Source organism: Klebsiella sp. BIGb0132, assembly GCF_024810075.1.
In the GTDB taxonomy this organism is placed as follows: domain Bacteria; phylum Pseudomonadota; class Gammaproteobacteria; order Enterobacterales; family Enterobacteriaceae; genus Klebsiella; species Klebsiella terrigena.
Map to the genome: position 1 here is coordinate 233,749 of NZ_JANUDW010000001.1, position 21,944 is coordinate 255,692.

Sequence of the window (21,944 nt, forward strand, 5' to 3'; positions counted from 1 at the left end):
AGGCTAGTACGAACGCCACGGCGGGTCGCCTGAGTAATTATAGAGCTGGTGCCGGCTTTACTCACCCGTCGGGTTCACCTGACCGTTCATCAGGATATATCGGGCCTCTTCCCGCTTGTGCCGGTCGATCAACGGGACCAGTCGTCTGAAATGCTCGCTGGCACAGTGGGCGTCTAGGGCCGCATGGTCTGGCCACTCCTCGATAAAAATGAAATGTCCGGGATCCTTTTCATCAGTATAGAGATCGTAGGCGATGCACAGCGGCTCCAGCCTGGTTGCCGCGACCAGCTCCCGGTATAACGGCAGAACGGTTGCAACGCATTCGAGCTTGATAAAATCTTCGGCAATAACTTTTAGCATAGGGTCGTCCTCTCAGTGAAAACGGATACGCAATCGTCCCGGGGATGACCGGGACCTCGGCCGCACCGGGCCCGTTCGCGCCGACGTCCGTCATTTTTTGCTGGCAGCAGCATAGCGTTTGCTCTCGGGAAGTGCACGACGGCACGCCCTTCCCTGCAGAAAGTCAGCCGCTCCGAAAGCCCCAATCAGGCCTTTAGCACTGCGCAGCGATGACCAATGTGAAAGCAAATCCGGGCAACCGGTAGACGGGTGCCGCGGAGATCAAGTCAAAGCGGTGAAACAGCTTCGACAACGTGCTGGAAAACGTAAGGATCGGAAAGGAGCTCAAACTCTTCGTCGTCCGGGTAAGTCACTGCTACGTGATAGTTTTCTCCCGCGAATTCCTTTACCGAATGCAGATCCTGCCAGTAGGTTGCCAGAAAGAAATGCTCCCGGTCTCCCTGGGTTTCCCGGCGTACGAACGCCCCCCGGTTTCCGCGTATGCTCCTTGAATGCTCCACGCCGGTCCTTTCAAGGTGCTTCGCAAAACCTTCCGCATGTTTAAGCGGAACACAGCCGTGCCAGGTCCTGACAATCATCAATTCTTCCTCGTGTGATGCTAAAGATATAACCATACCCCTGGAAAGCACCTTATGGTTTTTCCCGGAAGCGTCGCTGCGTAGTTCGAAAAAATTCAGGGTGCCAGCACAGGCTTCTTCACGGCTGTCGCTCCCCTTTTCGCTCACCGCGGACCCGCAAGCAAGGCCATCGCCCGCTTTAAGCCTGGAACTTAGCCTCTCAGAATAAGTACTGGTTTCTTATGATATATTTCAATGTTAATGATGGTTAATTTAAATTTTATCAACCATGCTTTTTATAATGATAAAACCAGGCACTTCTGATGCCCCAGAGAAGTCGGCTTCGAACTTACCCAGGATATATAAATGCGCAACACGCTTATTCCCATTGTCGTAGCCGTGGCAATGTTTATATTGGGTGTTTTTATTCTGAATACACAATTCTGGTATACCGAGCGCGCAGACAGACTTGCCGGCGCAGAGCATGCGGTAAAGAATATGAATGTGATTCTTAATGAAGCCAGGCTTGCCACGCGGACGGCAATGAGTATTGTCGAAAAAGGCTGTGGCCCGGAAGAGCAATATCGGCTCGGCAGCGAAGCATCACTGCAGCCCCATCTCAGAACGATCATTATTCTCCGCCAGGGCGTGGTCTGGTGTTCATCCCTGCCGGGGAATCGCGTGCTACTTGTTAACGCCTCCGCATGGCCGAATTCACCTTTGTTCCTCATACCTGCCAGCGGCACCGTAAACGGTCTGCCTGTTCTTTTAATTCAGACAGAATTTGCTGACAGCCGTATCATCGTCACCGTGAGCGACAAGCATATCAGGGATGCCCTGGACATCCCGCTAAAAGGCGCCGGGTACGCACTGAAGGTAGGAAATACTCTCTTAGGTATCTCGGGTGACGTCACCAAGGTAAATGAAGCGCAGCATCATCTTCTACACCTTGCGGCTACAGAATATCCCTTCAGCATTCAATACGACCCCACTGCGTTTTTCAGTCTGCAAAACCTGCTGAATATGCTCAGCCGGGCCGGAGGTGTATTACTGTTTTTACTGCTGATGTCCTGCCTTGCCGCTTATATTCTGAAGAAGTATCTGACTAAAAATACGTCCCCTGAAGAAGAGCTCCAGCGGGCAATTGTCGAGGGTGAAATTGTCCCTTTTTATCAGCCCATCGTAAATGGCAAAGACGGCACGCTGCGTGGTGTGGAAGTGCTGGCCAGATGGCGGCATCCGCCAGAAGGCGATATTTCCCCGGCGTCATTTATTCCTGTAGCGGAAAAATCAGGCTTGATCGTGCCGTTAACGCAAAGCCTGATGGCCCAGGTTGCGTCTGATATGAACACCATTGCCAGTAAATTGCCGGAAGGCTTCCACGTTGGGCTTAACTACAGCGCTTCCCATATCGCTGCACCGACATTCCCTGAAGAGTGTCTGAAATATAAGGACAGTTTCAGCCGGCGCGATTTGAACCTGGTCATTGAGTTGACGGAGCGTGAGCCTCTGGAGATCAATGAAACACTTGTCCAGACTTTCAAGAAACTGCATGCAAATGGTTTTGCCATTGCGCTTGATGATTTTGGCACCGGCTACTCCGGGCTTTCCTACCTGCAGGACCTTCATATCGATTACATCAAAATTGATCAAAGTTTTGTCGGCAGGGTAAATGAGCATGAAGACTCGACGCTTATACTGGATTCCGTTCTTGACCTGGCACATAAACTCTCGATAAGCATCGTTGCTGAAGGTGTGGAAACGCAGGAGCAGCTCGACTATCTCATGCGCAAAAAAATCACATTTATGCAGGGGTACTATTTCTTCAGGCCCGTCCCTTTCGCTGAATTAGTCACTATTTTGTTATCCAAACCGAAAGTACGGGTGCAGGTTGAGTGACAGGATCGGCCCGACATTCTGGCCGACGAGATAAAAAATCGTTAATGCCCCCCCTCTCGCTGTAAGTCCGACAGCAGCCTGCTTCGCGCCATCTGTCACGGATGTTGTCCGATCGGGTGCAGGCCACCGCCGTGCGGCAGGCCGTTCCAAAAACGTCAGGAAGACGTTACTTTTCGCAGACAATCAATGGCAAACATTCTAGCTACCGCTGGCGTTTAAGCGGCTCACCGAAATACCGCGGCGCCCGAAGAGCCTATCTTGCGGGCGCGCGGATTTACTGCAAAGCGTTGAGGATGGTATATCCGGCGGTGATGCGCGCCGGGTTCGGGTAGCTCTTATTCGCTAACATAACAATCCCCAGCTGCAGCTGCGGGATAAACGCCACATAGGCGCCGAATCCCCCGGTAGAGCCGGTTTTATGTACCCATGAGGCGGCGACCGCCGGGACCGGCGATTCTATCGCCGCTGCCGGATGCGGGGCCAGCGCCACCTCGTTATCGCCACCTTTCGCTATCGCCGCGCCATTGACCGGCCAGTTGAGCATCTCCCAGCCCAGCCCCTGATACATATCGCCAATCCGCCAGTAGCGCGCCTGCGCCATCTCGAGGCCTTTTCTGAGCGTGGGGCTGCTGGCCTCCCGGGGCGCCATATTGGCCTGTAGCCAGGCGGCCATATCCGTAATCGTTGATTTCACCCCGTAGGATTCGGCATCCAGCATACCGGGTGAAACGTGCACCGACTGGCCGCTGCGATAGCCCCAGGCATAGTTTTTCTCTTCCGCAGCCGGAATGTTAATCCAGGTATGGTTGAGATTCAGCGGCCGCAGGACCCGCTGGCTCATGGCGTCTTCAAAACCGAGCCCGGAAGGCTTCACTGCCAGCATGCCGAACAGACCGATGCTGCTGTTGGCATAAATGCGCATGCTGCCCGGCGCCCACTGCGGCTGCCAGCGCCGGTAGAAATCGAGCAGCGAGGCCCTGTCCGTAACGTTATCCGGCACCTGTAGCGGCAGCCCGCCTGCGGTATAGGTTGCCAGATCCAGCAGCGTTATCCCCTGCCACCGCTTGCCGTTAAGCTCCGGCCAGTAGCGGCTGGCGTTGTCGCTGAGCTTGATTTCGCCGCGGGCCACGGCGTCTGCGCCCAGTACGCCGGTGAAAGTTTTGCTCACTGAGCCAAGTTCAAACAGCGTGTCCGTCGTGACCGGGCGGCCGCTGCCGACGTCCGCTTTGCCCCAGGTAAAATAGTACCGCTGGCCCTGATAAATAACCGCCACCGCCATGCCAGGGATCGCCTGCTCTTTGAGCAGAGGCTCGATGGTTTGGGTGACCACCTGAGAAATCTGCTGCTCGGTGAGCGTCTTCGGCGCAGCAAGACTTGCCGCGGTGAGCGAAAGCGCGGACAGTGCCAGAACGCCGTTCAACATTTTTTGCATGGGTAAAACCTTCCATAGAGTGAGAGAGAGTTCAGGGCCTGAAAACGCGCTAAGTCTGTGGGCTTTGACTCGCTCTGACAAACGATTAAACTTAGCATCTGCCTGCAGTTTTTCTAACACATATGGCCATGACCAGAAGCTATCTCCCACTGAATGCCCTACGCGCTTTCGAAGCCGCCGCCCGGCACTTAAGCTTTACTCGCGCAGCCGTTGAGCTCAACGTCACGCACTCTGCGATCAGTCAGCAGGTAAGATCGCTGGAAGAACACCTTAATTGTCAGCTATTTGTGCGGGTATCGCGCGGGCTGACGCTGACGACAGAGGGCGAAAACCTCCTGCCGGTGCTGAACGGTTCTTTCGACATCATCGCCGATACGCTCGATCGATTTAGCGCCCCGCAACGGCGAGAAAAACTAAAAATAGGCGTCGTCGGAACATTTGCGGTGGGGTTCCTGCTGCCCCGGCTGGAGGATTTTCGCCGCTGCTGCCCGCATATCGACCTGCATCTGTCGACGCATAACAACCGGGTCGATCCCGCAGCCGAAGGGCTGGACTATACCCTTCGTTTCGGCAACGGCGCCTGGCACGATACCGAGGCCATATTTCTTTGCGATGCGCCGCTCACCGCGCTCTGCACGCCGGCGATAGCCCAGACGCTCTACAAACCGGCGGATGTGCTTAAGTACACCTTGCTGCGCTCCTACCGCCGCGACGAATGGGCAACATGGATGACGAAGGCCGGTGAAGCCCCGCCGGCACCGACGCATCCGGTGATGGTTTTTGACACCTCGCTGGCGATGCTGGAGGTGGCGCAGTGCGGGGCCGGAATTGCGATTGCGCCAGCCAGCATGTTTAGCCACTTGCTCAGCGCCGGGCGCATCGTGCAGCCGTTCCCGACGGAGATTCATTGCGGCGGATACTGGCTCACTCGGCTGCAGTCACGCCCCGAAACTGTAGCCATGCGCGACTTTGCTGCCTGGATAGCGAAGCAGTGGTAAGCCATTGCCCTATAATTGCGAAAAATATCCCCGGTTCGAGAGAGTGACGCCCATCAGGAAAGCGCCCGTTCGCCCTGCTCCGGCTCTCCGGGAACAATAAGCTGCAGCTGGGGATAACGCTCAACCCACCTTTTGGCGGCAACCCGATGTTTAAACACGGACAACCTTTGCTGCTCAAACTGCGGCGTCGGCCTTAGGCGGAGCGCGAATAGATCGGCAAGGCCGTAGGGAGCAATAACCTCAATAAGGCCCGTGTCGCCTATTCTGACGGCGACAGCCGTGGCCGTTTCAGGCCAGTAGCGGATAGCATCCTCCGTAGAGCGGTACGGCGCATTGCCGCTATGGTGATGCATTCTGGCCTGGTTCTTCACCGACCAGTCGAATGCGGGGCTCACTTGATTCAGCGCGGCTTCCAGAAGGCGATCGCCATCGGCAGCGCAGCGCACAGCGTCAAACCACACCACGTCAACGTCTCCGCCGACGGGCCGCTGGCCGTATCCATGCAGGTGGTCCCAGACCGCATCCCGCACGAATCCAGCGCCGATCCAGCCGTCGTTGAGCCTTAAGGTTTGAACGGCATAAAGCGCCTTCATCCTCACGGCATCGTCTAACAACAATCTCTGCAACGCCTGCTGATATTCCATCGTCTTCCTCACCTGTTCCCCTTCCGGTTATTGTCGCTTTAGCCCCCGCAGCTCGCTCCTGGTTCCCTGATGCCCTGCATTAAACTGTCGCGGCGCGCCTCATATCTTCAGTGTATCAATGACGATTCTCAGGGCCGGCGACACGTTGCGATGGGGATAATAGAGGAATGAGCCCTCCATGCGCAGGCTGTAGGGCTGTAACACTCGGATAAGCACGCCGCGCGCTAAATCATCGGCCACCAGCTCTTCGGGAACATAGGCCAGCCCCAGGCCTAGCCGGGCGGCCTCTGCCTCCATGTAGCTATCGGAGAAGACCCACTGCCCCTGCGGTCGGTGGGTCATTTTTTTACCGTCCAGATTGAGCTCCCACTGGTACAGGCTTCCGTCGCCAAACTGATAGGCAATACAGGGGTGCGCCGCCAGCTCAGCCGGAGTTTGCGGAAAGCCGTAGCGACGAAAATGCTCGGGAGTGGCGACAACGACCATCTCCATATCCGGCGTAATGCGTACCGCGATCATGCCGCTGCCCACCTCCGGACCCAAACGGACGCCCGCATCGAATCTCTCGGCAATAATATCGACGAAGCGGCTTTCACTCATCAGCTCCAGCCGGATATCGGGATAGCGTTGCTTAAATACCGCGAGCTTTGGCAGGAGGCATTTATCAATGGCGTGCTGGCTGGCATTGATGCGCACCGTGCCGGACGGGGTCTGACGATAGTGCGCCAGCGTGGTAAGCCCCGAATCTAAGGCGTCAAATCCGGACTCGGCCGTCTGGTAGAGCTGCTCGCCCGCCTGCGTCAGGGATAGCCTGCGCGTGGTGCGCACCAGAAGCTGGACGCCCAGCCTTTCTTCGAGCTCGCGAACGGAACGGCTAATTCCCGACTGCGCCAGCCCAAGCCGCTGGGCCGCTGCGGTGAAGCTCCCCTCCCGCACCACCTGCATAAACAGGTAGAGCTCATTGTAGTTTTCCCGTTTTGCCACCAGTGCCTCCTGCGGTGCCGGGCGACATCTCGCCCGCTTCGCCGCCCTTTCTATAACAATATGATATTAATCCTAGCACTTTACCCCCTCTAATCAGCACTATTTTTGCTAACTATAATGAGCCCCCATGAAACAAAGCACCGCCGCGTTGTGCGGATGAAACCTGTACCTGTATCCTTTTTCCCAGGGGAATTTTGATGAATGCTTTCACCAAAAAACTGACGTCCGCTATACCTGCGATGCTGCTATGTGCATCATTAAGTGGAGTCACGACAATGAGTTATGCTGATACGACCAATCCAAATGCGCCCGTTTCGATGATTGAAAAATGGGATAAGACCTTCGCCGAAAGCAGTAAGGTGGATCACCGTAAGGTGTCATTCCAGAGCCGGTATGGCATCACCCTGGTGGGCGATCTTTATCTCCCCAAACAGCGGGGAGATCGCCGGTTGGCGGCAATCGCGGTCAGCGGGCCCTTTGGCGCGGTGAAAGAGCAATCCAGCGGCCTGTATGCGCAGACTATGGCTGAGCAAGGCTTTGTGACGCTGGCGTTCGATCCCTCCTATACCGGCGAGAGCGGCGGTCACCCCCGTAACGTCGCCTCTCCGGATATCAACACCGAGGACTTTAGCGCGGCGGTTGATTTCCTCGGCTTACAAAAAGAGGTCGATCGCAACCGTATTGGCATCCTCGGCATCTGCGGCTGGGGCGGGATGGCGCTGAACGCGGCGGCAATGGATACCCGCATTAAGGCGGTCGCTACCAGCGTGATGTACGACATGAGCCGGGCGATGGGCCACGGCGTTGGCGAAGGCAAAGACCGTTATTCCACGGCCGATCGCCGCGCCGTCCTGCAGTACCTGAACGAGCAGCGCTGGAAGGATGCGCAGAGCGGAACCTTCGCCCATGCCGGTCACGACATCTACGTCGACCAGAACGGCAAAGCCAGCGCTGCAGAACGTATTCTGCCTGAGACCCTCCCCGCCGATCCTCACCCGGTGCTGAAAGAGTTCTTTGACTACTACCGGATGCCGCGCGGTTTCCACGAACGTTCGGTGAACTCCACCGGCGCATGGACGGCGACAACGCCTTTATCGTTTATGAATATGCCGCTGCTGAGCTACGCCAGTGAAATCACCATCCCAACGCTTATCGTGACGGGCGAAAAGGCCCACTCGCGCTACTTTGCGGAAGATGCTTTTAAAGCCGTCGGCAGCAAGCAGAAGGCGCTGGTTATTGTGCCGGGCGCGAACCACGTGGACCTCTACGACAACGTCGCCGGTAAAATACCCTTTGCGCGCTTCGAGCAGTTCTTCAAAGACGGCTTAAAGTAGAAACCTCGAAAGCTAACCTTTAACAAGCCGCCGGACGCTGGCCGGCGGCTTTTATTCCGCCGCCTCCAGCCTGATGTTATCGAGCCCCGCTGACAACATCGCACTTCATCCTTATCCATAATGTCGATCGCTATTGCATAAATAGCGTCCGTTCCGGCGCGAGCACCGCCAGCCCGGAGCGATATTCAGAGATGTAGCCCATGTCCACACTGAATCCTGTAACACCCCGCGCTAAAGAGCACGCCCGCTGGGGCGGCATTTTTGCCATGACCCTGTGCGTTTTCGTGCTGATTGCCTCGGAATTTATGCCGGTCAGCCTGCTGACGCCGGTTGCCAAAGATTTGGCCGTGACCGAGGGGCTGGCAGGCCAGGGAATTGCCATCTCCGGGGCGCTGGCGGTCCTGACCAGCCTGACCCTTTCCACTATTGCCGGCAACGTGAATCGCAAATACCTCCTGCTGGGGATGACGGCTCTGATGGCGCTGTCGGGGATCGTTATCGCCCTCGCCTCCAGCTTTGCGATCTACATGGCGGGACGAGCCCTGATTGGTATTGCCATCGGCGGATTCTGGTCGCTGTCTGCGGCCACCGCCATTCGCCTTGTGCCGCAGCACCAGGTTTCCCGCGCGCTGGCTATTTTTAACGGCGGTAACGCGCTGGCGACGGTGGTGGCCGCGCCGCTGGGTAGCTATCTCGGGACCACTATTGGATGGCGCGGTGCCTTCCTGTGCCTGGTGCCCGTGGCGATAGTCGCCTTCATCTGGCAGTGCTTCAGCCTGCCCAATATGGCGGGCAGCACAAGCCGCGCGCCGCGCGCAAACGTGTTTCGGCTGTTCGACCGCCCGGCGGTCGCCATGGGCATGTCTGCCTGCGGCCTGTTCTTTATGGGGCAGTTTGCGTTATTTACCTACGTGCGCCCGTTTCTGGAGACGGTAACGCGGGTAAATAGCTCCGGCCTGTCGCTTATCCTGCTCACTATCGGGGTGGCGGGTTTTGTTGGCACGCTGTTCGTCTCCGCGTTCCTCAACGCAAGGTTTTACCTGACGCTGATGGCCCTGCCTCTGCTGATGGCCGCCATCGCCGGGATGCTGATACTGGCCGGGCACAGCCTGTGGATTGTTGCCCTGCTGTTGGGCCTCTGGGGGATGTTTGCCACCGCTGCGCCCACCGGATGGTGGACATGGGTAGCCCGCACCCTGCCCGAAGATGCCGAGGCCGGAGGTGGGCTGATGGTCGCGACGATCCAGCTCTCTATCGCCCTGGGTTCGACGGCAGGCGGCGTTGTGTTTGACCATTTCGGCTGGCAGTACGCTTTTGCGATGAGTCTCGCGCTGCTGCTTGCCGCCGTCGTGCTGACGTTTTTCACCGCCCGTCAACAAGCCGACGCGCGTTAATCACCGTCTGACGAATGCTGAGACGAGGATCCCACCAGCGATGGCAATGAGGGGCCTTTTAAGCACCAGCATCAGGATGGCGGTGGTCAGCAACGCCATCTGGGCGCCTCTGTCACCGTTCGCTGCCGTGGGGGCGATAATGGCCACCAGCACGGACCCGGACATGGCCTGAATAAAGCTTTTTATTTTGCCGTTGAGCGGCACAAAAGACATCACGTACACGCCACCCCAGCGGGTGGCGAGCGTCACCAGCGCCATCACGATAATGACCATTACCGCCCCGGCATCCGACATCTCAACGTTCACTTTTTTTGCCTCCCGGCACGATGCCCACGATCCCTCCGGCGATAGCGCCGGCAATGACGTGGCTGTTTTGTGGCAGCCATTTATAGGCCATCAGCGAGGCGCCCGCCGCCACGCTCCAGATAATGCACGTCCGCGGGCTTCTTTCCCCCTCAAACACCATGGAGAGGAGAAAGCATCCCATCACCATATCGAGACCGTAGCGTTGGGGATCGTGGATTGCGCTGCCGAAGTAGAGCCCCACCACCGTGCCGACAACCCAAAAAAGCCACAGCGCCAGACCGCCGCCAAAGAGCAGGCCCAGCCCCGGTTTGCCCCTGCTAAATGCCTGTATCGCCATCGCCCAGTTCGCATCGGATGCGACCGCCATGATCCCATAGCGCCTGGCCGGGGATAAATAGCGTAGCCACGGATACAGCGTGGCCCCCATTAGCAGATGCCTGGCATTGATCGCGAAAACGGTCGCCGCAAGCGTGACTAGCGGCACCGGCTCTCCCCACAGGCCAAGCGCGGCAAACTGGGCGTAGCCGGCGAAAACCAGCAGGCTCATCATGGTCGCCGTAAGATGGCTTGGGCCCTCCTGCGAGGCCGCGAGGCCAAAGGCGGCGCCGAAAACGGCGACAAATAATGAAATCGGCATCAGCTCGCGAAAGCCGGAGCCAATAAGTGAACCGCTCAGCAAAGCTAAATCGGCGCTGTTTTTCGTCATCGCGGGCATCGTCTTCTTCCAGTGGCGCAAACCTCAATTGAGAGCCACTATGCCCGCGTTGCGCGATCGATAAAAACGCATAATAATGGATGATACTATTTGATTATCGAATATATGGAGACAGCGTGCATTTTCAGGATCTCCAGATGGACTGGCTCAAATGCTTTGTCGCCGTCGTCGATGCGGGATCGCTTTCTGCGGCAGCGCCTGAGGTTCACCGCTCCCAGTCGGCGGTGAGCATGCAGCTTAAAAAGCTTGAATCGGCTCTCGGTTGCCAGCTTATCCTGCGCGGCCCCCGGCAAAACCAGCTCACGCCCGAAGGACAGAAGCTGCTGGGCTATGCCAGGCGGATGCTTGATCTGCACGCTGAGACCCAGGCCGCCTTTCACGGCGAGGAGCTCACGGGGCGCATTCGGCTGGGCGTGCCGGACGACTATGCGGCCAAATACCTGACGCCGGCCCTCAAGAGGTTTGCCCCTAACTTTGGCTCGATAGAGATCGAGCTCAGCTGCGAACAATCGACGTCGCTGATCCCGCGCGTTGAGAGCGGCGATTTAGACCTTGCGCTGGTCTCGCGGGAAAATTCCGGCCAGGGGACGCTGCTATTCTATGAACCGATGGTGTGGGTCGGTTCTGCACAGTTTGAGGTCTGGCGGCGCGACCCGCTGCCCGTGGCGGTATACGAAAGTACGAGCATGGCAAAACGCAGCGCTATCAACGCACTAGCCCTACAGGGACGCCGGTATAAAGTGGTTTATAACAGCTCCAGCCTCTCAGGTCAGATTGCGGCAGTGGAGAGCGGGCTGGCGGTCGCGGTGCTGACCCAGTGTAGCGCCCCGCCGCACCTGCAAATTTTGGGCAGGGAGCAGCAGCTCGGGCCGCTTGAGCCGATGGCGGTGGCCTTATACCGCAGCCGGGCGTCAAAAGACTCTCAGGCGGTCGGGAGCCTGTATGAGTCGCTGCTGAGGACGCTGAGAACGTCGGCGGCGTACCCTTTCGCTTATCGCGACCCCGAGCAGCGCTGACGGCCCGTTTTATGCCCCGGACGATCGCCGCTAACGGCGCCAGCCCGGGATTGACTGTCAGGATGGCGCGAGGTCGGTTCGATCGCCGCGCGTCATCGGATGGGAGATAACGATAAACTCCACCGCAGAATCGCTATCGTTTCTCGCCTGGTGCTCTGACCCGGGGGGAATTTCCAGCCCCTGCTGAGCGCCGATCTCGAGCCTCTTCCCCGCCAGCTCCATGGTAAGAACCCCCTGCAGCACGAAGAAAAACTGTCTGGACAGGCAATGATAGTGGCGCTTTTCGCAGGTGCCCGGCGGCATTTTTTCGTGAATAATGAGCATGTCCTGGCGGTTGAGCAGATACCAACCGTCGCAACTATCGCCCCAGACATAATGCTCAGCGTTCTCTTTTGAAATCATCACCCTGCTCCTTTTTTAAGCTATCCGCTGCTCGGGGAAGTGACGACAAGCTTACCGAGCAAGCGCGGCGACCGCCAGCGTAACGCATTGCTCAACGGACAGTTTTCCGCTGTCGAGCACCAGCCGCTCTCTGTTCCAGGGCTCATAATGCAGGCCGGTAACGTTATGCCACTCCGGCAGGATTAATCCCTTGACCTCTGATGTCCGGGTTTCGACTCGCCGGCGATGTTCATCCCTGTCGGAGCACACCACTTCTATCTCTAAGAAGTCGCGCCCCGTAGAGCGCGCAACGTCGCGGTAAGCATCGCGCGTGAGGGTCAGGGGGTTCACCGAATCGGCAACGACCGTCGCCCCCATCTTGAGGTTTTCCCTCGCCACTGAACAGGCGACAAAGTAGCCCTCAGGCCCCATATCCCGCGGATGTTCATCCGCTTCGCGGATTGCCTGCTCGATGGTGTCTATCCGCAGATAGAAGGCGCCGAATCGCTTCGCCAGCGCCTGCGCAATCGTGCTTTTCCCGCTACCGGGTAAGCCGCTGAAAATAATGAACATCGTTGGTCCTTAATCTCCCTTTGGCCGGAGAATATCGTCACAGGCAAGCATTTACTCCGCCAGGTAGCCGCCATCGATGGGATAGACGCCTCCGCTGCAGAACCCTGACTTTTCTGACAGCAGGAACAGGATAAAATCCACCACCTCCTGCATTTTAGCCATTCTCTTTAGCGGATGGCTATTCGCAAAGGCGCGCTGAACGTCTGCGGGCAGTTGATTTATACGCGGCGTGCTGACGTATCCCGGAGCCACGGCGTTGACCCGCAGGCCCTGCTGCGCAAACTCCAGCGCGGCGGTTTGGGTGAGGCCAATAACGCCGTGTTTGGCCGTCGTATAGGGCGCCAGCCCGGGAATACCGACCAGGCCATTGACTGAGGATAAATTCACGATCGCCCCGCCGCCGGATTTTAGCAGCGGCGGAATTTCATATTTCATACAGTAAAACACGCTGCTCAAAGAGGTGGCGATCACCTTCTCCCAGTTATCTATCGTCTGCTGCGCAATATTTTTATTACTTTCGCCGGTGATTCCCGCGTTATTAACCGCATAATCCAGTCTGCCAAAGCGGGACACCACCTCATCGATCATCCGCCTCACCTGCTCCGGCTGCGAAACATCGCAGGCGATACCCGCCGCGGTGCGTCCATCCGCTGACAGCGATTTAGCCTTGCGCTCCGCCTGTTCGCGGGATCGACCGACCACGACCACCCGCGCCCCCGCCTGGTGTAATTGCTCCGCGACCACCTCACCGATGCCGGCGGTGCTGCCGGTCACTATTGCGACTTTGTGTTGAAAGCTCATGTTCGCTCCTGTAGAGAATGATGTTTTTTGCTCTACAGGAGTATATGAAAAGGCAGTGACAGCTTTTGTCAGTACTCGTCGTCCAGGCGAAGCCCCTCCTGCGCCCTCCATTTTCGCAATAAGCCGATCCTGCTTTCGTTATATTTATCAGCAAGCAGCGCGATGTGTATTATCCGGTCGGTTCTGAAGTGGCGAAAATCTTTTCGCAGTTCGCACCATCCGGCCAGCAGCCAGCACTCCTCCATATAAACCAGCGCCACCGGCCATATTACTCGGGAAGAGCGCCGCTCGTTTTTAGCGCAATAGGCTATTTGAACTTTATGTCGGTGATTAATTGCGTGGCGCAGCTCAGGAAAAAAAGCCTCATCTTTTTCACCCGGCCCGGTCAGCAATGACTGATACTCGATATGCTCCTTTAATTTATCAGGCGTCACCGAATGTATTTTAGCCAGCGTGCTTTTAGCGATCTTTTTAAAATCCGCATCGGTATTATGACAAACCCAGCTTAGCCCAAGCGTCAGGGCGTTAATTTCCTGGGCCGTAAAAACCAGCGGCGGCAGATGATAGTCCGACTTAATCATATATCCCATGCCGGAACTGCCCTCAATGCAGACCCCCTGCTGCTGGAGCGTCTGAATATCCCGGTAAACGGTGCGCACGCTTATCGCCAAACTGTCTGCAAGGGTCGATGCGGTAACCGGATAGCGGTGCTCCCGCAGGATCTGGAGCATTTCAAGAAGCCTTTGCGTGCGGGTCATCGCGTTTTCCTGTTATTCGCCGTGCCTCGTTCTGCGCTTTGCCCGGCAGCGGGTGTTAATACCGGGACGGGCGCAGAGAATCAAACGCCGATCGGCAACGGCCTGATAATAGATAGCTGAAGAATACCCCATTCCTCAATGCGGCGGCATCTATCGCAGGCCTGATTGCAGACCACCTTTGAAACCCGTAGTCGGGTCAGGATAGAGAAGTTCGCTGAGAAAAATTACCGTTCGCGGGCGGAGGCCAGCCGTGCGTTATCGGATAGCTGAGATGAGGCATCTATCTGCCGGTTATTAACCCAGCGCACGGACAGCGGCGTAATAATGGCGGCAACCACCGACAGCGCGGCAATTAACAGATAGCCGGACGACAGATTAATATGCTGCAGCATCAGTCCCATAATCACCGGGCCGACGAACATTCCCAGCGAGTAAATCGTCTGGAAAAGCCCCATCCGGGTGGACTGTTCGTCCGGGGTGGTATTAATCACGCTAAGAGACATGAACGCGGCAAAGGCCATACCGAATGAGAAACCGGCCAACGCCTGCAGGGCATAGATGAGGTACATATTGTCGGTAAAGGGAATACCGAGCGTCGAGAGGATCTGCAGAATAATCCCCACCACGGCGGTTTTCATCACGCCCAGGCGCTTATAGAAAACCGAGCTGCACAGGGCGATGGCGAGCGCATAGAAGATCAGATGGATATTGCTTAGCAGCGACAGGATCCCCGCCCGGGCCCCCAGCTTTTCGGCGTAAATAGGGGTCAGGGTATCGCGGGTGGCGAACGGCACCAGAATAACGATGGTGGCTAAAATACCAATCAGCCACACGGAGCGATCGCAGAGCTGCTTACGCGCCCCGGCGATACAGGCCTGCAGCGTCGGGGCGCGCACCGAATCGTGCACGTCGCTGATGCGAGTGGTCAGGATCAGCGCCAGCAGCCCGGAGACGCAGGAGAGTAAAAACGCGATGTTGTTCTCAAAATAGTGAATTAATAACCCGCCGATGCAGTTGCCAATGAACACGCCCACCGGACCGGCCAGCGCCAGCAGCGCCACGGCGGCCGGGGCTTCTTTACGGTCAAAGTAGCGGATAAACAGGATGTTATACAAAACCCACGTCGCGGCCGTTACGCCGTCCGCCGCCTTCGCCAGATACAGGGTCACCGCATTCGGCTCCAGCCAGGCCAGAGGCCAGGTGAAGATAGGCAGCAGCAGGCTGATTTGAATAAAGATTTTCCGACTTTTCACCACGTCAGAGACGATCCCCAGCGGAAAGCGGATCAGCAGCGTCGCCAGCCCGCTGGCCCCCATGATTATCCCCATCACCTGCGGTTCAATGCCCCTCTCCAGCATCATCGGCGCCAGAAAAGCGTCAATGCTGTGAATACAGATAAAAAACAGAATGCTAATGATAAAAAAGAGCCGGGCTTCAGGTCGGCGAAGTAGTGCTTGAAACATGGTTTGAACCTCTGAGAATTAATGGTTTTTAACCAATCAAGAACGGCATTTACCGGCTCTTCCCTCTGGCTGAATCTCCCTTTGCCCGGTATCGTTGACGGCATGAAATTGTCGTGAATACGTATTCAATTATTGAAGTTACGAAAAGGTTTCAATTTTGTAAAGTAACCTAATTAACATTGTGAGAAATTTAATTTTTACTGTTGCATACGCATGCAAAGATGGTGTAAGTATAAAAAACACCCTCCTGCTGACGGCGGCCTAACGGCGTTGGCGAGAGTCCAGGATGAGGAACCGGGGTAATGAAACGTAAGAGTTTTGCGGCGGTCACGTCGCAACAGGTGGCGCAGCTGGCAGGGGTATCGCAGTCGGCGGTATCGCGCAGCTTTACGCCAGGGGCGAGCATCTCCCCGGCGACGCGTGAAAAGGTGCTGAAGGCTGCCCGGGAGCTTGGCTATCGCCCAAACGCGATCGCCCGCTCTCTCAATACCGCCCGGTCGCGCATCATCGGCGTGGTTATCTCCTATTTCGATAACCAGTTCTATCCGCAGGTTCTGGAAGCGCTGGCGCAAAAGCTCGATACCCTCAACTACCACCTGCTGCTGTTTGTCGGCGACAGAGAGGGCAACGTCGACCGGATTTTCGATCAGATTATGCAGTACCGGGTCGACGGCATCGTGCTGGCCTCGGTCACGCTGTCGCTGGATCTCTCCGAAGAGTGCCTGGCGGCGGGGATCCCGGTGGTGCTGTTTAACCGCAGCCAGGAGAACGGCATGGCGTCGAGCGTGAACAGCAATAACGAAGCGGCGGCGCGGCAAATCGCCGAGTTTCTGCTGGCCGGCGAGCACCAGCGCTACGCCTACGTCGGCGGCGTTGCCGACTCGTCGGTGAATATCGCCCGTCAGCGCGGCTACCTGACGGCGCTACAGGAACAGGGGATCACCGACGTGCGGGTGGTCAACGGCAACTATGACACCAGGCAGACCATTCGTGCCGCCTATAGCCTCTTCTCAACGCCTCCGCTGCCGGACGCCATCTTTGTCGCCAACGATCATATGGCTATAACGGTGATGGATGTCGCCCGCTACGAGTTCGGCCTGCAGATCCCTCAGGACCTGTCGGTCATTGGCTATGACGATACCGGCCCATCCGGCTGGCCCTCGTATGCCTTGACCTCAGCTTCTCAGCCGGTACAGGAGATGGTGGAGGCAGCGGTTGGGCTGCTGATGAAGCAAATTGAGAGCGGCACCATCGAGCCCGAGCAGATTACCGTGCCCGGCATGCTGGTTGTGCGCCACTCCGCCCGCCGTCCGCACAGCGGCATTATTGAAAAAGAGGGTCTATCCCTGTTTCAGCCCCAGGAGCTTAAATGAGCAGATTACGCGGCTTCAGCCCCCAGTTTGATTCTATTCAGCAGTTTATTACCACGCTGACCCACGTGGTCTGGGAGCAGAAGGATATCGGCCAGCTGGCTGATTTCTACGCTTCGCCGGTGGTGTTTATTACCCCGGAAAAGCAGCTGACCGACCTTTCCCAGTTTATGCGCCATACCCTGGAAGCCATGCATAGCTTCCCGCAGCGCAGCGTGCTGACGGAGGATATTCTCTGCGCGGAAAGCGAGGGCGGCGAGTATTACGCCTCCCAGCGCACCGTGGCCTCTATTCGCCATCAGGGCGAGGGCTTTTTCGGCGCGCCGACCGGCAAAAGCGTCTGGGTGCGCACCTGGGCGGACCGCATCTGCGCCGACGGGGCGATACGCCAGGAGTGGCTGCTGCAGGACCGCACGGCGATCCTGGCCCAGCTGGGGCTGGACGTCCGCGAATTTGCCCGCAGCCTGGACAGCGTCCGCCAGCAGCTGGGGCTGGAAAAGACGCCGGCGGAGGCGCTGGACGCGCGCTGGGCCGGTGGACCCGACGGGGACGACGTCGATGGCCCCATCGCCGGGGTGATTGAGCGCTATCTGACCATGTGGGCCGGCGGCAACAGCGGGACGGTGCCCGGTTTATATCACCCCGCCGCGACGCTCTACGCGCCGGGTCACTGTATGGGCACCGGAGAGGCGGAAATCAGCGCGCTGCTCTCCGGCTACCGCGCCTCCTTCGCCGATAGCGAAACCCAGCTGCATCATCTGACCGTGCGTAAAGATGCCCATGAGCCGGTGCGCATCTCGCTGCGCTGGTCGCTATTAACCTGGCACGACGGCTACGGCAAATTTGGCGCGCCGACGCGCAAACCTATTTCTATTGCCGGCATCAGCCAGCTGGAATTACGCGATGGTTTAATTATTCGCGAATATCTCGGTATCGATGAATTATCAATATGGTCGCAAATCGTTAACTAGCAAATATTTATCATAGTTTATCTGCCGCAATATTAATTGCGGTAATAACATCGCCCATTTATAGGGTGCAGGTCGCTTATTGTCTGAATAACTCTGAACATCTATGCAGGAGGTCCTATGTCTTCAACAGAAGTAACAAATAAAGCTCCAGCAGTACCCGAAAAAAATAATAGTAAAATTCAGCGTGACGAACCGGTATTACAGGTTGAGCGCCGCGACTTTATCGATCTGGTTCCGGAAAAACGTCCGCGCGCGCAGTCCTTAAAAGGCTTCGATGAGTGCTATACGGATATTGTCGACTATATCGTACGCTGTACCCATAAAATATGGGATGAACGCGACGTCGGCTTAATTTATACCCACTACACCCACAACTGCGTGCTTTATAACGCGCTGGGGACGCTGTATAACCGCGAGGAGGTGGTGCAGGATACCCTGAAACGGCTGGTGGCCTTCCCCGAGCGTCGGGGCATGGCCACCCAGGTTATCTGGAACGGGAATGACGTTGACGGCTTCTATACCTCGCATCTGGTCACCGGCAGCGGCCGGCATACCCAGTTCAGCCATCTCGGCCAGCCCACCAACCGCACGTTTGTCACCCGCACCGTTGCCGACTGCATGATCCACGAGAACAAGATCTACCGCGAGTGGGTGGTCAGCGACAACATGTCGCTGATGAAGCAGTTGGGGCTGAATACCGATGAAATCGCCGGCAACATGGCGAAGGAGCAGTTTGATAAGGGCTTCCGCGTGACCGATATCGGCGAGAACGGCCGCCTGCTGGGCCAGTATCCGCCGGAGATAGAGTGCGATACCTCCATCGCCCATACCGATACCGAAGAGCAGTGCCTGCGCTGGATGCACGAAATTTATAACCGCCGGATGCTGGGCAAGATCAAAGAGGTGTACGCCCCTAACGTTCAATGGCACGGTCCGCTGATGAAAGAGCTGTACGGCGTGGCGTCCGTGACCCACCAGACGCTGGCGCTGATTGGCATGATCCCGGACGGCGCGTGGCTTCCGCAGCATATCTGCTCCAACCCGTGCGATGAGGGCGGCGTGAAGGTGGCGATCCGCTGGATTATGGAAGGTCATCACCTCGGCTACGGCGAGCTGGGCAAACCCACCGGGGAGCGTCTGTTCGTAATGGGTATGTCCCACTATCACATCGTGAACGGCAAAATTGTCGATGAGTGGGTGGTTTACGATCACCTGGCGCTGCTGGCGCAAATCAAACTTGGTCAGATGGAGAACGCATGATGGCACAGTCGATTGCCGATCGGGTTACGTGGATTAAACATCCTCAGGGGCAGGATGAGAAGGCGGACCGCACGCTGACCGAGACCGTCAGCGCCATTATCGCGCGCGTCAGGCAGGACGGGGACGAGGCGCTCAGGGACTACTCCCGCCAGTTTGATAACCTGGTGCCGCAGCAGTTTGAAGTCACCGCCGACGAGATAGCGCAGGCGCTGGCCGACATGGACCCGCAGACCCGTCGCGACAGCGAATTTGCCATCGCCCAGGTACGCCGCTTTGCGCAGGCCCAGTTTGCCACGATGCTGCCGCTGGAGGTGGAAACGCTGCCGGGGGTACATCTTGGGCATCGCATCATCCCGCTACAGAGCGTGGGCTGCTACGTCCCCGGTGGGCGCTACCCTATTCTCTCCGCGCCGGTGATGTCGATTGTGCCCGCCACCGTTGCGGGCTGCGAGCAGATTATTGCCTGCCTGCCGCCGGGCGCGCATCCGGCGATGATAGCCGTCTGCCATCTGGCCGGGGCCCACCGCATCTTTAAGGTGGGTGGCGCGCAGGCGATTGCGGCGATGGCGTGGGGCAGCGAGAGCATTCCGGCGGTGGATAAAATCGTCGGCCCCGGCAACGCCTACGTTAATGAGGCCAAGCGCCAGGCGTTCGGTAAAGTGGGGATTGATGCCCTTGCCGGGCCGAGCGAAATATTCACCGTGGCCGATGAGAACGCCGATCCGCGCATTCTCGCCGCTGACCTGCTGGCCCAGGCGGAGCACGACGTCCATACCCGCGTCGGGCTGGCGACCACCAGCGAAGATATCGCGAAACGGACCCTTGCCGAGATTGAGCGCCAGCTGGGCAACCTGCCTACCGCCGCCACGGCGGGAGAGGCCTGGCGTCGTCAGGGCGAAATCGTGGTCTGCGAGACGGAAGAGCAGCTGATCGCCTTTGCCGACCATATCGCCACCGAGCATCTGCAGGTTCATACCCGCGATCCGCACGCCACCGCGGCAAAGATCCGCCACTACGGCTCGCTGTTTATCGGCCAAAATGCCAGCGTCGTCTTTTCGGATAAGTGCTGCGGAACCAACCATACGCTGCCGACCATGGCGGCGGCACGCTACACCGGCGGGCTGTGGGTTGGCGCCTACGTCAAAATTTGCACCCATCAGTGGATCGACGAGCACGGCATCGCGGCCATAGCGGAACCGGCCATTCGCCAAAGCCGCACCGAGGGAATGCAGGGACACCGCCGCGCGGCGGAGATCCGCCTGCGTCCGCAGGAGATTGACGCCATTACCGCCGGCCTGCGAGATTAGGCTGCGAGCACCGGCAGGCCGCGCGGCCTGCCGCATTACCCTCTTCAGGAACCTACGCTATGCGCGCAATGCGTCTTATCCCACCTCCGGACTGTCGCGAAGAGATAGCCCGCAGGCTCCAGCTGATCGCCGACCATCATCACCTCAACGCCATTATTGGCGTCAACGCGGATGCCATCGCCGAGGCCGAACGCTGCCAGCGGCTCCGGCGCGAAGGCGGCCTCGCCGGGCCCCTGCACGGCGTACCGCTGATCGTGAAGGACAATATCGCCTGCGCCTCCCTGCCGATAACCCTCGGGTGCCGGGGACTGGCATCGCTACGGGCGACATCCGACGCGCGGGTCATCCGTCGCCTGAAGGCCGCCGGAGCGATTATTCTCGCCAGGGCGAATATGTCCGAGTTTGCTTTTGACGTTCGCTCCCGCAGCTCCCTGGCTGGCGACGTGCGTAATCCGCAGCATCCCACGGTGACCGCCGGCGGCTCGAGCGGCGGCAGCGCGGCCGCCGTGGCCGTCGGTATGGCGGACGGCGCCCTGGGAACGGATACCGGCGGTTCGATTCGCATTCCCTGTAGCTACAACGGACTCGTGGGGCTGCGCCCCGCCTTTCGTCGCCAGATGCTTGAAGGCGTTGCTCCGCTCTCCGTCAGCAAGGACACCGTCGGCCCGATGGTCCACGGCGTGCGCGATGCCGCCCTTTTACACGCCATTATGCACGGCGAGCGGCCCGTTGAGCCGCCATCCGCATCGCTGAAATCGCTCCGCTTAGGGGTGATTAGCGCGCTGGAGGGCGCAGACCCGGCCCAGCTAAAGGTCTGGCATCGCGCGCTGGAGGCGCTTCGGCTGGCCGGCGCGACGCTTGTCGAGGTAGTTCTGCCCATTCTCGCGGAGGTGCGCTCCCGGCCCTGCCTTAGCCTTTGTGAATTTCAGGTGGCTATCAACGGCTGGCTGGCGCATCAGCCGGGCGCGCCCGCCAGCCTGCGGGCGATTATCGACTCCGGCGAATATCTCCCCGAGTTTCGGCCGCTGCTGGAACAGATGCTCACGTCGAACGGCCTGAAAACGCCGCAGTGGCTGAGCGGTCGCCGCTTTCAGCGCCGCCTGTATCGGACCCTGGGCCAGGCCGCAGAGCACAACGCGATCGACGCCTTTGTCTATCCCACCGTCAGTCGTCAGCCGGTAAGCCTTGAAAAAATGCCTCCGGGCTGCGCGCCGGAGCTGGCGGCTATCAGCGGCCTGCCCGCCATCACCCTGCCGTGCGGGCTGGTGCCGAACGGGTTACCGGTTGGCATGGAGCTGCTGGCGAAAACGCGGGACGAGGGCGCTTTACTGTCCATCGCCCTCGCCTGCGAAAGCATTTTTCAGCCTGCCTAAGCGAGGCGCGTTGGGGGAAACGTCCACGCAGGCCGCAGGATACGCCTC

At 58.2% G+C, this 21,944-nt stretch carries 22 protein-coding genes and 1 pseudogene; 10 read left to right on the plus strand and 13 right to left on the minus strand.

Features of this window, described 5'->3' with window-relative positions:
- Positions 1–57: 57 nt before the first annotated feature.
- On the minus strand, positions 58–360 hold the full coding sequence (locus M2416_RS01030; protein WP_041145100.1) for a putative quinol monooxygenase: 303 nt from the start codon (positions 358–360) through the stop codon (positions 58–60).
- A 266-nt stretch (positions 361–626) separates the two neighbouring features.
- Positions 627–938, minus strand: a complete 312-nt coding sequence (locus M2416_RS01035; protein ID WP_041145099.1) for a hypothetical protein — start codon at positions 936–938, stop codon at positions 627–629.
- Positions 939–1,283: 345 nt separating this feature from the next.
- Between M2416_RS01035 and M2416_RS01040 the strand changes: the two genes are divergently transcribed.
- Positions 1,284–2,816: an EAL domain-containing protein gene (locus tag M2416_RS01040; protein ID WP_259221655.1), complete on the plus strand. Its 1,533-nt coding sequence runs from the start codon at positions 1,284–1,286 to the stop codon at positions 2,814–2,816.
- 274 nt (positions 2,817–3,090) lie between these two features.
- On the opposite strand, the gene ampC is transcribed toward M2416_RS01040, so the two are convergent.
- Positions 3,091–4,248, minus strand: a complete 1,158-nt coding sequence (gene ampC, locus M2416_RS01045; protein ID WP_259221657.1) for a class C beta-lactamase — start codon at positions 4,246–4,248, stop codon at positions 3,091–3,093.
- Positions 4,249–4,376: 128 nt separating this feature from the next.
- Between ampC and ampR the strand changes: the two genes are divergently transcribed.
- On the plus strand, positions 4,377–5,246 hold the full coding sequence (ampR, locus tag M2416_RS01050) for a LysR family transcriptional regulator AmpR (protein ID WP_259221658.1): 870 nt from the start codon (positions 4,377–4,379) through the stop codon (positions 5,244–5,246).
- Between the two features lie 53 nt (positions 5,247–5,299).
- Here the strand turns inward: ampR and M2416_RS01055 are convergent, their stop codons facing one another.
- Positions 5,300–5,890, minus strand: coding sequence for a nucleotidyltransferase family protein (locus M2416_RS01055; protein ID WP_259221661.1), 591 nt, complete (start codon positions 5,888–5,890; stop codon positions 5,300–5,302).
- Positions 5,891–5,989: 99 nt separating this feature from the next.
- On the minus strand, positions 5,990–6,874 hold the full coding sequence (locus M2416_RS01060; RefSeq protein ID WP_259221663.1) for a LysR family transcriptional regulator: 885 nt from the start codon (positions 6,872–6,874) through the stop codon (positions 5,990–5,992).
- A 197-nt stretch (positions 6,875–7,071) separates the two neighbouring features.
- Between M2416_RS01060 and M2416_RS01065 the strand changes: the two genes are divergently transcribed.
- Both M2416_RS01065 and M2416_RS01070 read left to right on the plus strand, forming a co-directional pair.
- Positions 7,072–8,208 (plus strand): alpha/beta hydrolase, encoded by a 1,137-nt coding sequence (locus tag M2416_RS01065; RefSeq protein ID WP_259221665.1) that lies wholly within the window; start codon positions 7,072–7,074, stop codon positions 8,206–8,208.
- 200 nt (positions 8,209–8,408) lie between these two features.
- On the plus strand, positions 8,409–9,602 hold the full coding sequence (locus tag M2416_RS01070) for an MFS transporter (protein ID WP_259221667.1): 1,194 nt from the start codon (positions 8,409–8,411) through the stop codon (positions 9,600–9,602).
- Here M2416_RS01070 and M2416_RS01075 read toward each other — a convergent pair whose 3' ends face one another.
- Both M2416_RS01075 and M2416_RS01080 read right to left on the minus strand, forming a co-directional pair.
- Positions 9,603–9,908, minus strand: a complete 306-nt coding sequence (locus M2416_RS01075) for an AzlD family protein (RefSeq protein ID WP_076945316.1) — start codon at positions 9,906–9,908, stop codon at positions 9,603–9,605. It abuts the gene before it with no gap.
- The gene (locus tag M2416_RS01080; RefSeq protein WP_259221672.1) at positions 9,898–10,614 is read right to left on the minus strand and encodes an AzlC family ABC transporter permease; all 717 of its coding nucleotides are present in this window, start codon (positions 10,612–10,614) and stop codon (positions 9,898–9,900) included. The genes M2416_RS01075 and M2416_RS01080 overlap by 11 nt, the downstream gene beginning before the upstream one ends.
- Positions 10,615–10,760: 146 nt before the next feature.
- Here M2416_RS01080 and M2416_RS01085 point away from each other — a divergent pair, with 146 nt between their 5' ends.
- Positions 10,761–11,639: a LysR family transcriptional regulator gene (locus M2416_RS01085; protein ID WP_254846060.1), complete on the plus strand. Its 879-nt coding sequence runs from the start codon at positions 10,761–10,763 to the stop codon at positions 11,637–11,639.
- A 57-nt stretch (positions 11,640–11,696) separates the two neighbouring features.
- Here M2416_RS01085 and M2416_RS01090 read toward each other — a convergent pair whose 3' ends face one another.
- The 6 genes and pseudogenes from M2416_RS01090 to M2416_RS01115 form a co-directional block, all read right to left on the minus strand.
- Positions 11,697–12,041 carry a cupin domain-containing protein gene (locus M2416_RS01090; protein WP_259221674.1) on the minus strand — a complete coding sequence of 115 codons (345 nt, stop codon included), beginning with the start codon at positions 12,039–12,041 and terminating at the stop codon, positions 11,697–11,699.
- A 51-nt stretch (positions 12,042–12,092) separates the two neighbouring features.
- Positions 12,093–12,593, minus strand: a complete 501-nt coding sequence (locus M2416_RS01095) for a P-loop nucleotide/nucleoside kinase family protein (protein WP_259221675.1) — start codon at positions 12,591–12,593, stop codon at positions 12,093–12,095.
- Positions 12,594–12,644: 51 nt separating this feature from the next.
- A complete protein-coding gene (locus tag M2416_RS01100) occupies positions 12,645–13,394 on the minus strand; it encodes an SDR family NAD(P)-dependent oxidoreductase (protein ID WP_259221676.1) in 750 nt (249 codons plus the stop codon).
- 68 nt (positions 13,395–13,462) lie between these two features.
- Positions 13,463–13,975, minus strand: coding sequence for a helix-turn-helix transcriptional regulator (locus M2416_RS01105; protein WP_254846072.1), 513 nt, complete (start codon positions 13,973–13,975; stop codon positions 13,463–13,465).
- 12 nt (positions 13,976–13,987) lie between these two features.
- A pseudogene (locus tag M2416_RS01110) lies at positions 13,988–14,152 on the minus strand (helix-turn-helix transcriptional regulator); the annotation flags it as partial.
- 224 nt (positions 14,153–14,376) lie between these two features.
- Complete coding sequence (locus M2416_RS01115) at positions 14,377–15,615, minus strand: MFS transporter (RefSeq protein ID WP_076945310.1); 1,239 nt, start codon at positions 15,613–15,615, stop codon at positions 14,377–14,379.
- 302 nt (positions 15,616–15,917) lie between these two features.
- Between M2416_RS01115 and M2416_RS01120 the strand changes: the two genes are divergently transcribed.
- The 5 genes from M2416_RS01120 to M2416_RS01140 all read left to right on the plus strand — a co-directional run bounded on the left by M2416_RS01120 (position 15,918) and on the right by M2416_RS01140 (position 21,896).
- Positions 15,918–16,988, plus strand: a complete 1,071-nt coding sequence (locus M2416_RS01120) for a LacI family DNA-binding transcriptional regulator (RefSeq protein WP_076945309.1) — start codon at positions 15,918–15,920, stop codon at positions 16,986–16,988.
- Complete coding sequence (locus tag M2416_RS01125; protein WP_076945308.1) at positions 16,985–17,956, plus strand: nuclear transport factor 2 family protein; 972 nt, start codon at positions 16,985–16,987, stop codon at positions 17,954–17,956. Before M2416_RS01120 ends, M2416_RS01125 begins: the two co-directional genes overlap by 4 nt.
- A 117-nt stretch (positions 17,957–18,073) precedes the next feature.
- Entirely contained in the window at positions 18,074–19,216 is a 1,143-nt protein-coding gene (locus M2416_RS01130) for a nuclear transport factor 2 family protein (RefSeq protein WP_076945307.1), read from the plus strand.
- On the plus strand, positions 19,213–20,523 hold the full coding sequence (gene hisD / locus M2416_RS01135; RefSeq protein WP_259221677.1) for a histidinol dehydrogenase: 1,311 nt from the start codon (positions 19,213–19,215) through the stop codon (positions 20,521–20,523). The genes M2416_RS01130 and hisD overlap by 4 nt, the downstream gene beginning before the upstream one ends.
- Positions 20,524–20,582: 59 nt before the next feature.
- Positions 20,583–21,896 carry an amidase gene (locus M2416_RS01140; protein WP_259221678.1) on the plus strand — a complete coding sequence of 438 codons (1,314 nt, stop codon included), beginning with the start codon at positions 20,583–20,585 and terminating at the stop codon, positions 21,894–21,896.
- The last annotated feature ends 48 nt before the right edge of the window (positions 21,897–21,944 follow it).

Bases quoted from the DNA above. Each gene is read 5' to 3' on its own strand.
- M2416_RS01035 (WP_041145099.1), bottom strand. From the start codon at position 938: ATGATTGTCAGGACCTGGCACGGCTGTGTTCCGCTTAAACATGCGGAA.
- M2416_RS01065 (WP_259221665.1), top strand. From the start codon at position 7,072: ATGAATGCTTTCACCAAAAAACTGACGTCCGCTATACCTGCGATGCTG.
- M2416_RS01095 (WP_259221675.1), bottom strand. From the start codon at position 12,593: ATGTTCATTATTTTCAGCGGCTTACCCGGTAGCGGGAAAAGCACGATT.
- M2416_RS01040 (WP_259221655.1), top strand. From the start codon at position 1,284: ATGCGCAACACGCTTATTCCCATTGTCGTAGCCGTGGCAATGTTTATA.
- M2416_RS01140 (WP_259221678.1), top strand. From the start codon at position 20,583: ATGCGCGCAATGCGTCTTATCCCACCTCCGGACTGTCGCGAAGAGATA.
- ampR (WP_259221658.1), top strand. From the start codon at position 4,377: ATGACCAGAAGCTATCTCCCACTGAATGCCCTACGCGCTTTCGAAGCC.
- M2416_RS01105 (WP_254846072.1), bottom strand. From the start codon at position 13,975: ATGATTAAGTCGGACTATCATCTGCCGCCGCTGGTTTTTACGGCCCAG.
- hisD (WP_259221677.1), top strand. From the start codon at position 19,213: ATGATGGCACAGTCGATTGCCGATCGGGTTACGTGGATTAAACATCCT.
- M2416_RS01070 (WP_259221667.1), top strand. From the start codon at position 8,409: ATGTCCACACTGAATCCTGTAACACCCCGCGCTAAAGAGCACGCCCGC.
- M2416_RS01115 (WP_076945310.1), bottom strand. From the start codon at position 15,615: ATGTTTCAAGCACTACTTCGCCGACCTGAAGCCCGGCTCTTTTTTATC.
- M2416_RS01130 (WP_076945307.1), top strand. From the start codon at position 18,074: ATGTCTTCAACAGAAGTAACAAATAAAGCTCCAGCAGTACCCGAAAAA.
- M2416_RS01055 (WP_259221661.1), bottom strand. From the start codon at position 5,890: ATGGAATATCAGCAGGCGTTGCAGAGATTGTTGTTAGACGATGCCGTG.
- M2416_RS01125 (WP_076945308.1), top strand. From the start codon at position 16,985: ATGAGCAGATTACGCGGCTTCAGCCCCCAGTTTGATTCTATTCAGCAG.
- M2416_RS01030 (WP_041145100.1), bottom strand. From the start codon at position 360: ATGCTAAAAGTTATTGCCGAAGATTTTATCAAGCTCGAATGCGTTGCA.
- ampC (WP_259221657.1), bottom strand. From the start codon at position 4,248: ATGCAAAAAATGTTGAACGGCGTTCTGGCACTGTCCGCGCTTTCGCTC.
- M2416_RS01100 (WP_259221676.1), bottom strand. From the start codon at position 13,394: ATGAGCTTTCAACACAAAGTCGCAATAGTGACCGGCAGCACCGCCGGC.
- M2416_RS01120 (WP_076945309.1), top strand. From the start codon at position 15,918: ATGAAACGTAAGAGTTTTGCGGCGGTCACGTCGCAACAGGTGGCGCAG.
- M2416_RS01085 (WP_254846060.1), top strand. From the start codon at position 10,761: ATGGACTGGCTCAAATGCTTTGTCGCCGTCGTCGATGCGGGATCGCTT.
- M2416_RS01080 (WP_259221672.1), bottom strand. From the start codon at position 10,614: ATGACGAAAAACAGCGCCGATTTAGCTTTGCTGAGCGGTTCACTTATT.
- M2416_RS01090 (WP_259221674.1), bottom strand. From the start codon at position 12,041: ATGATTTCAAAAGAGAACGCTGAGCATTATGTCTGGGGCGATAGTTGC.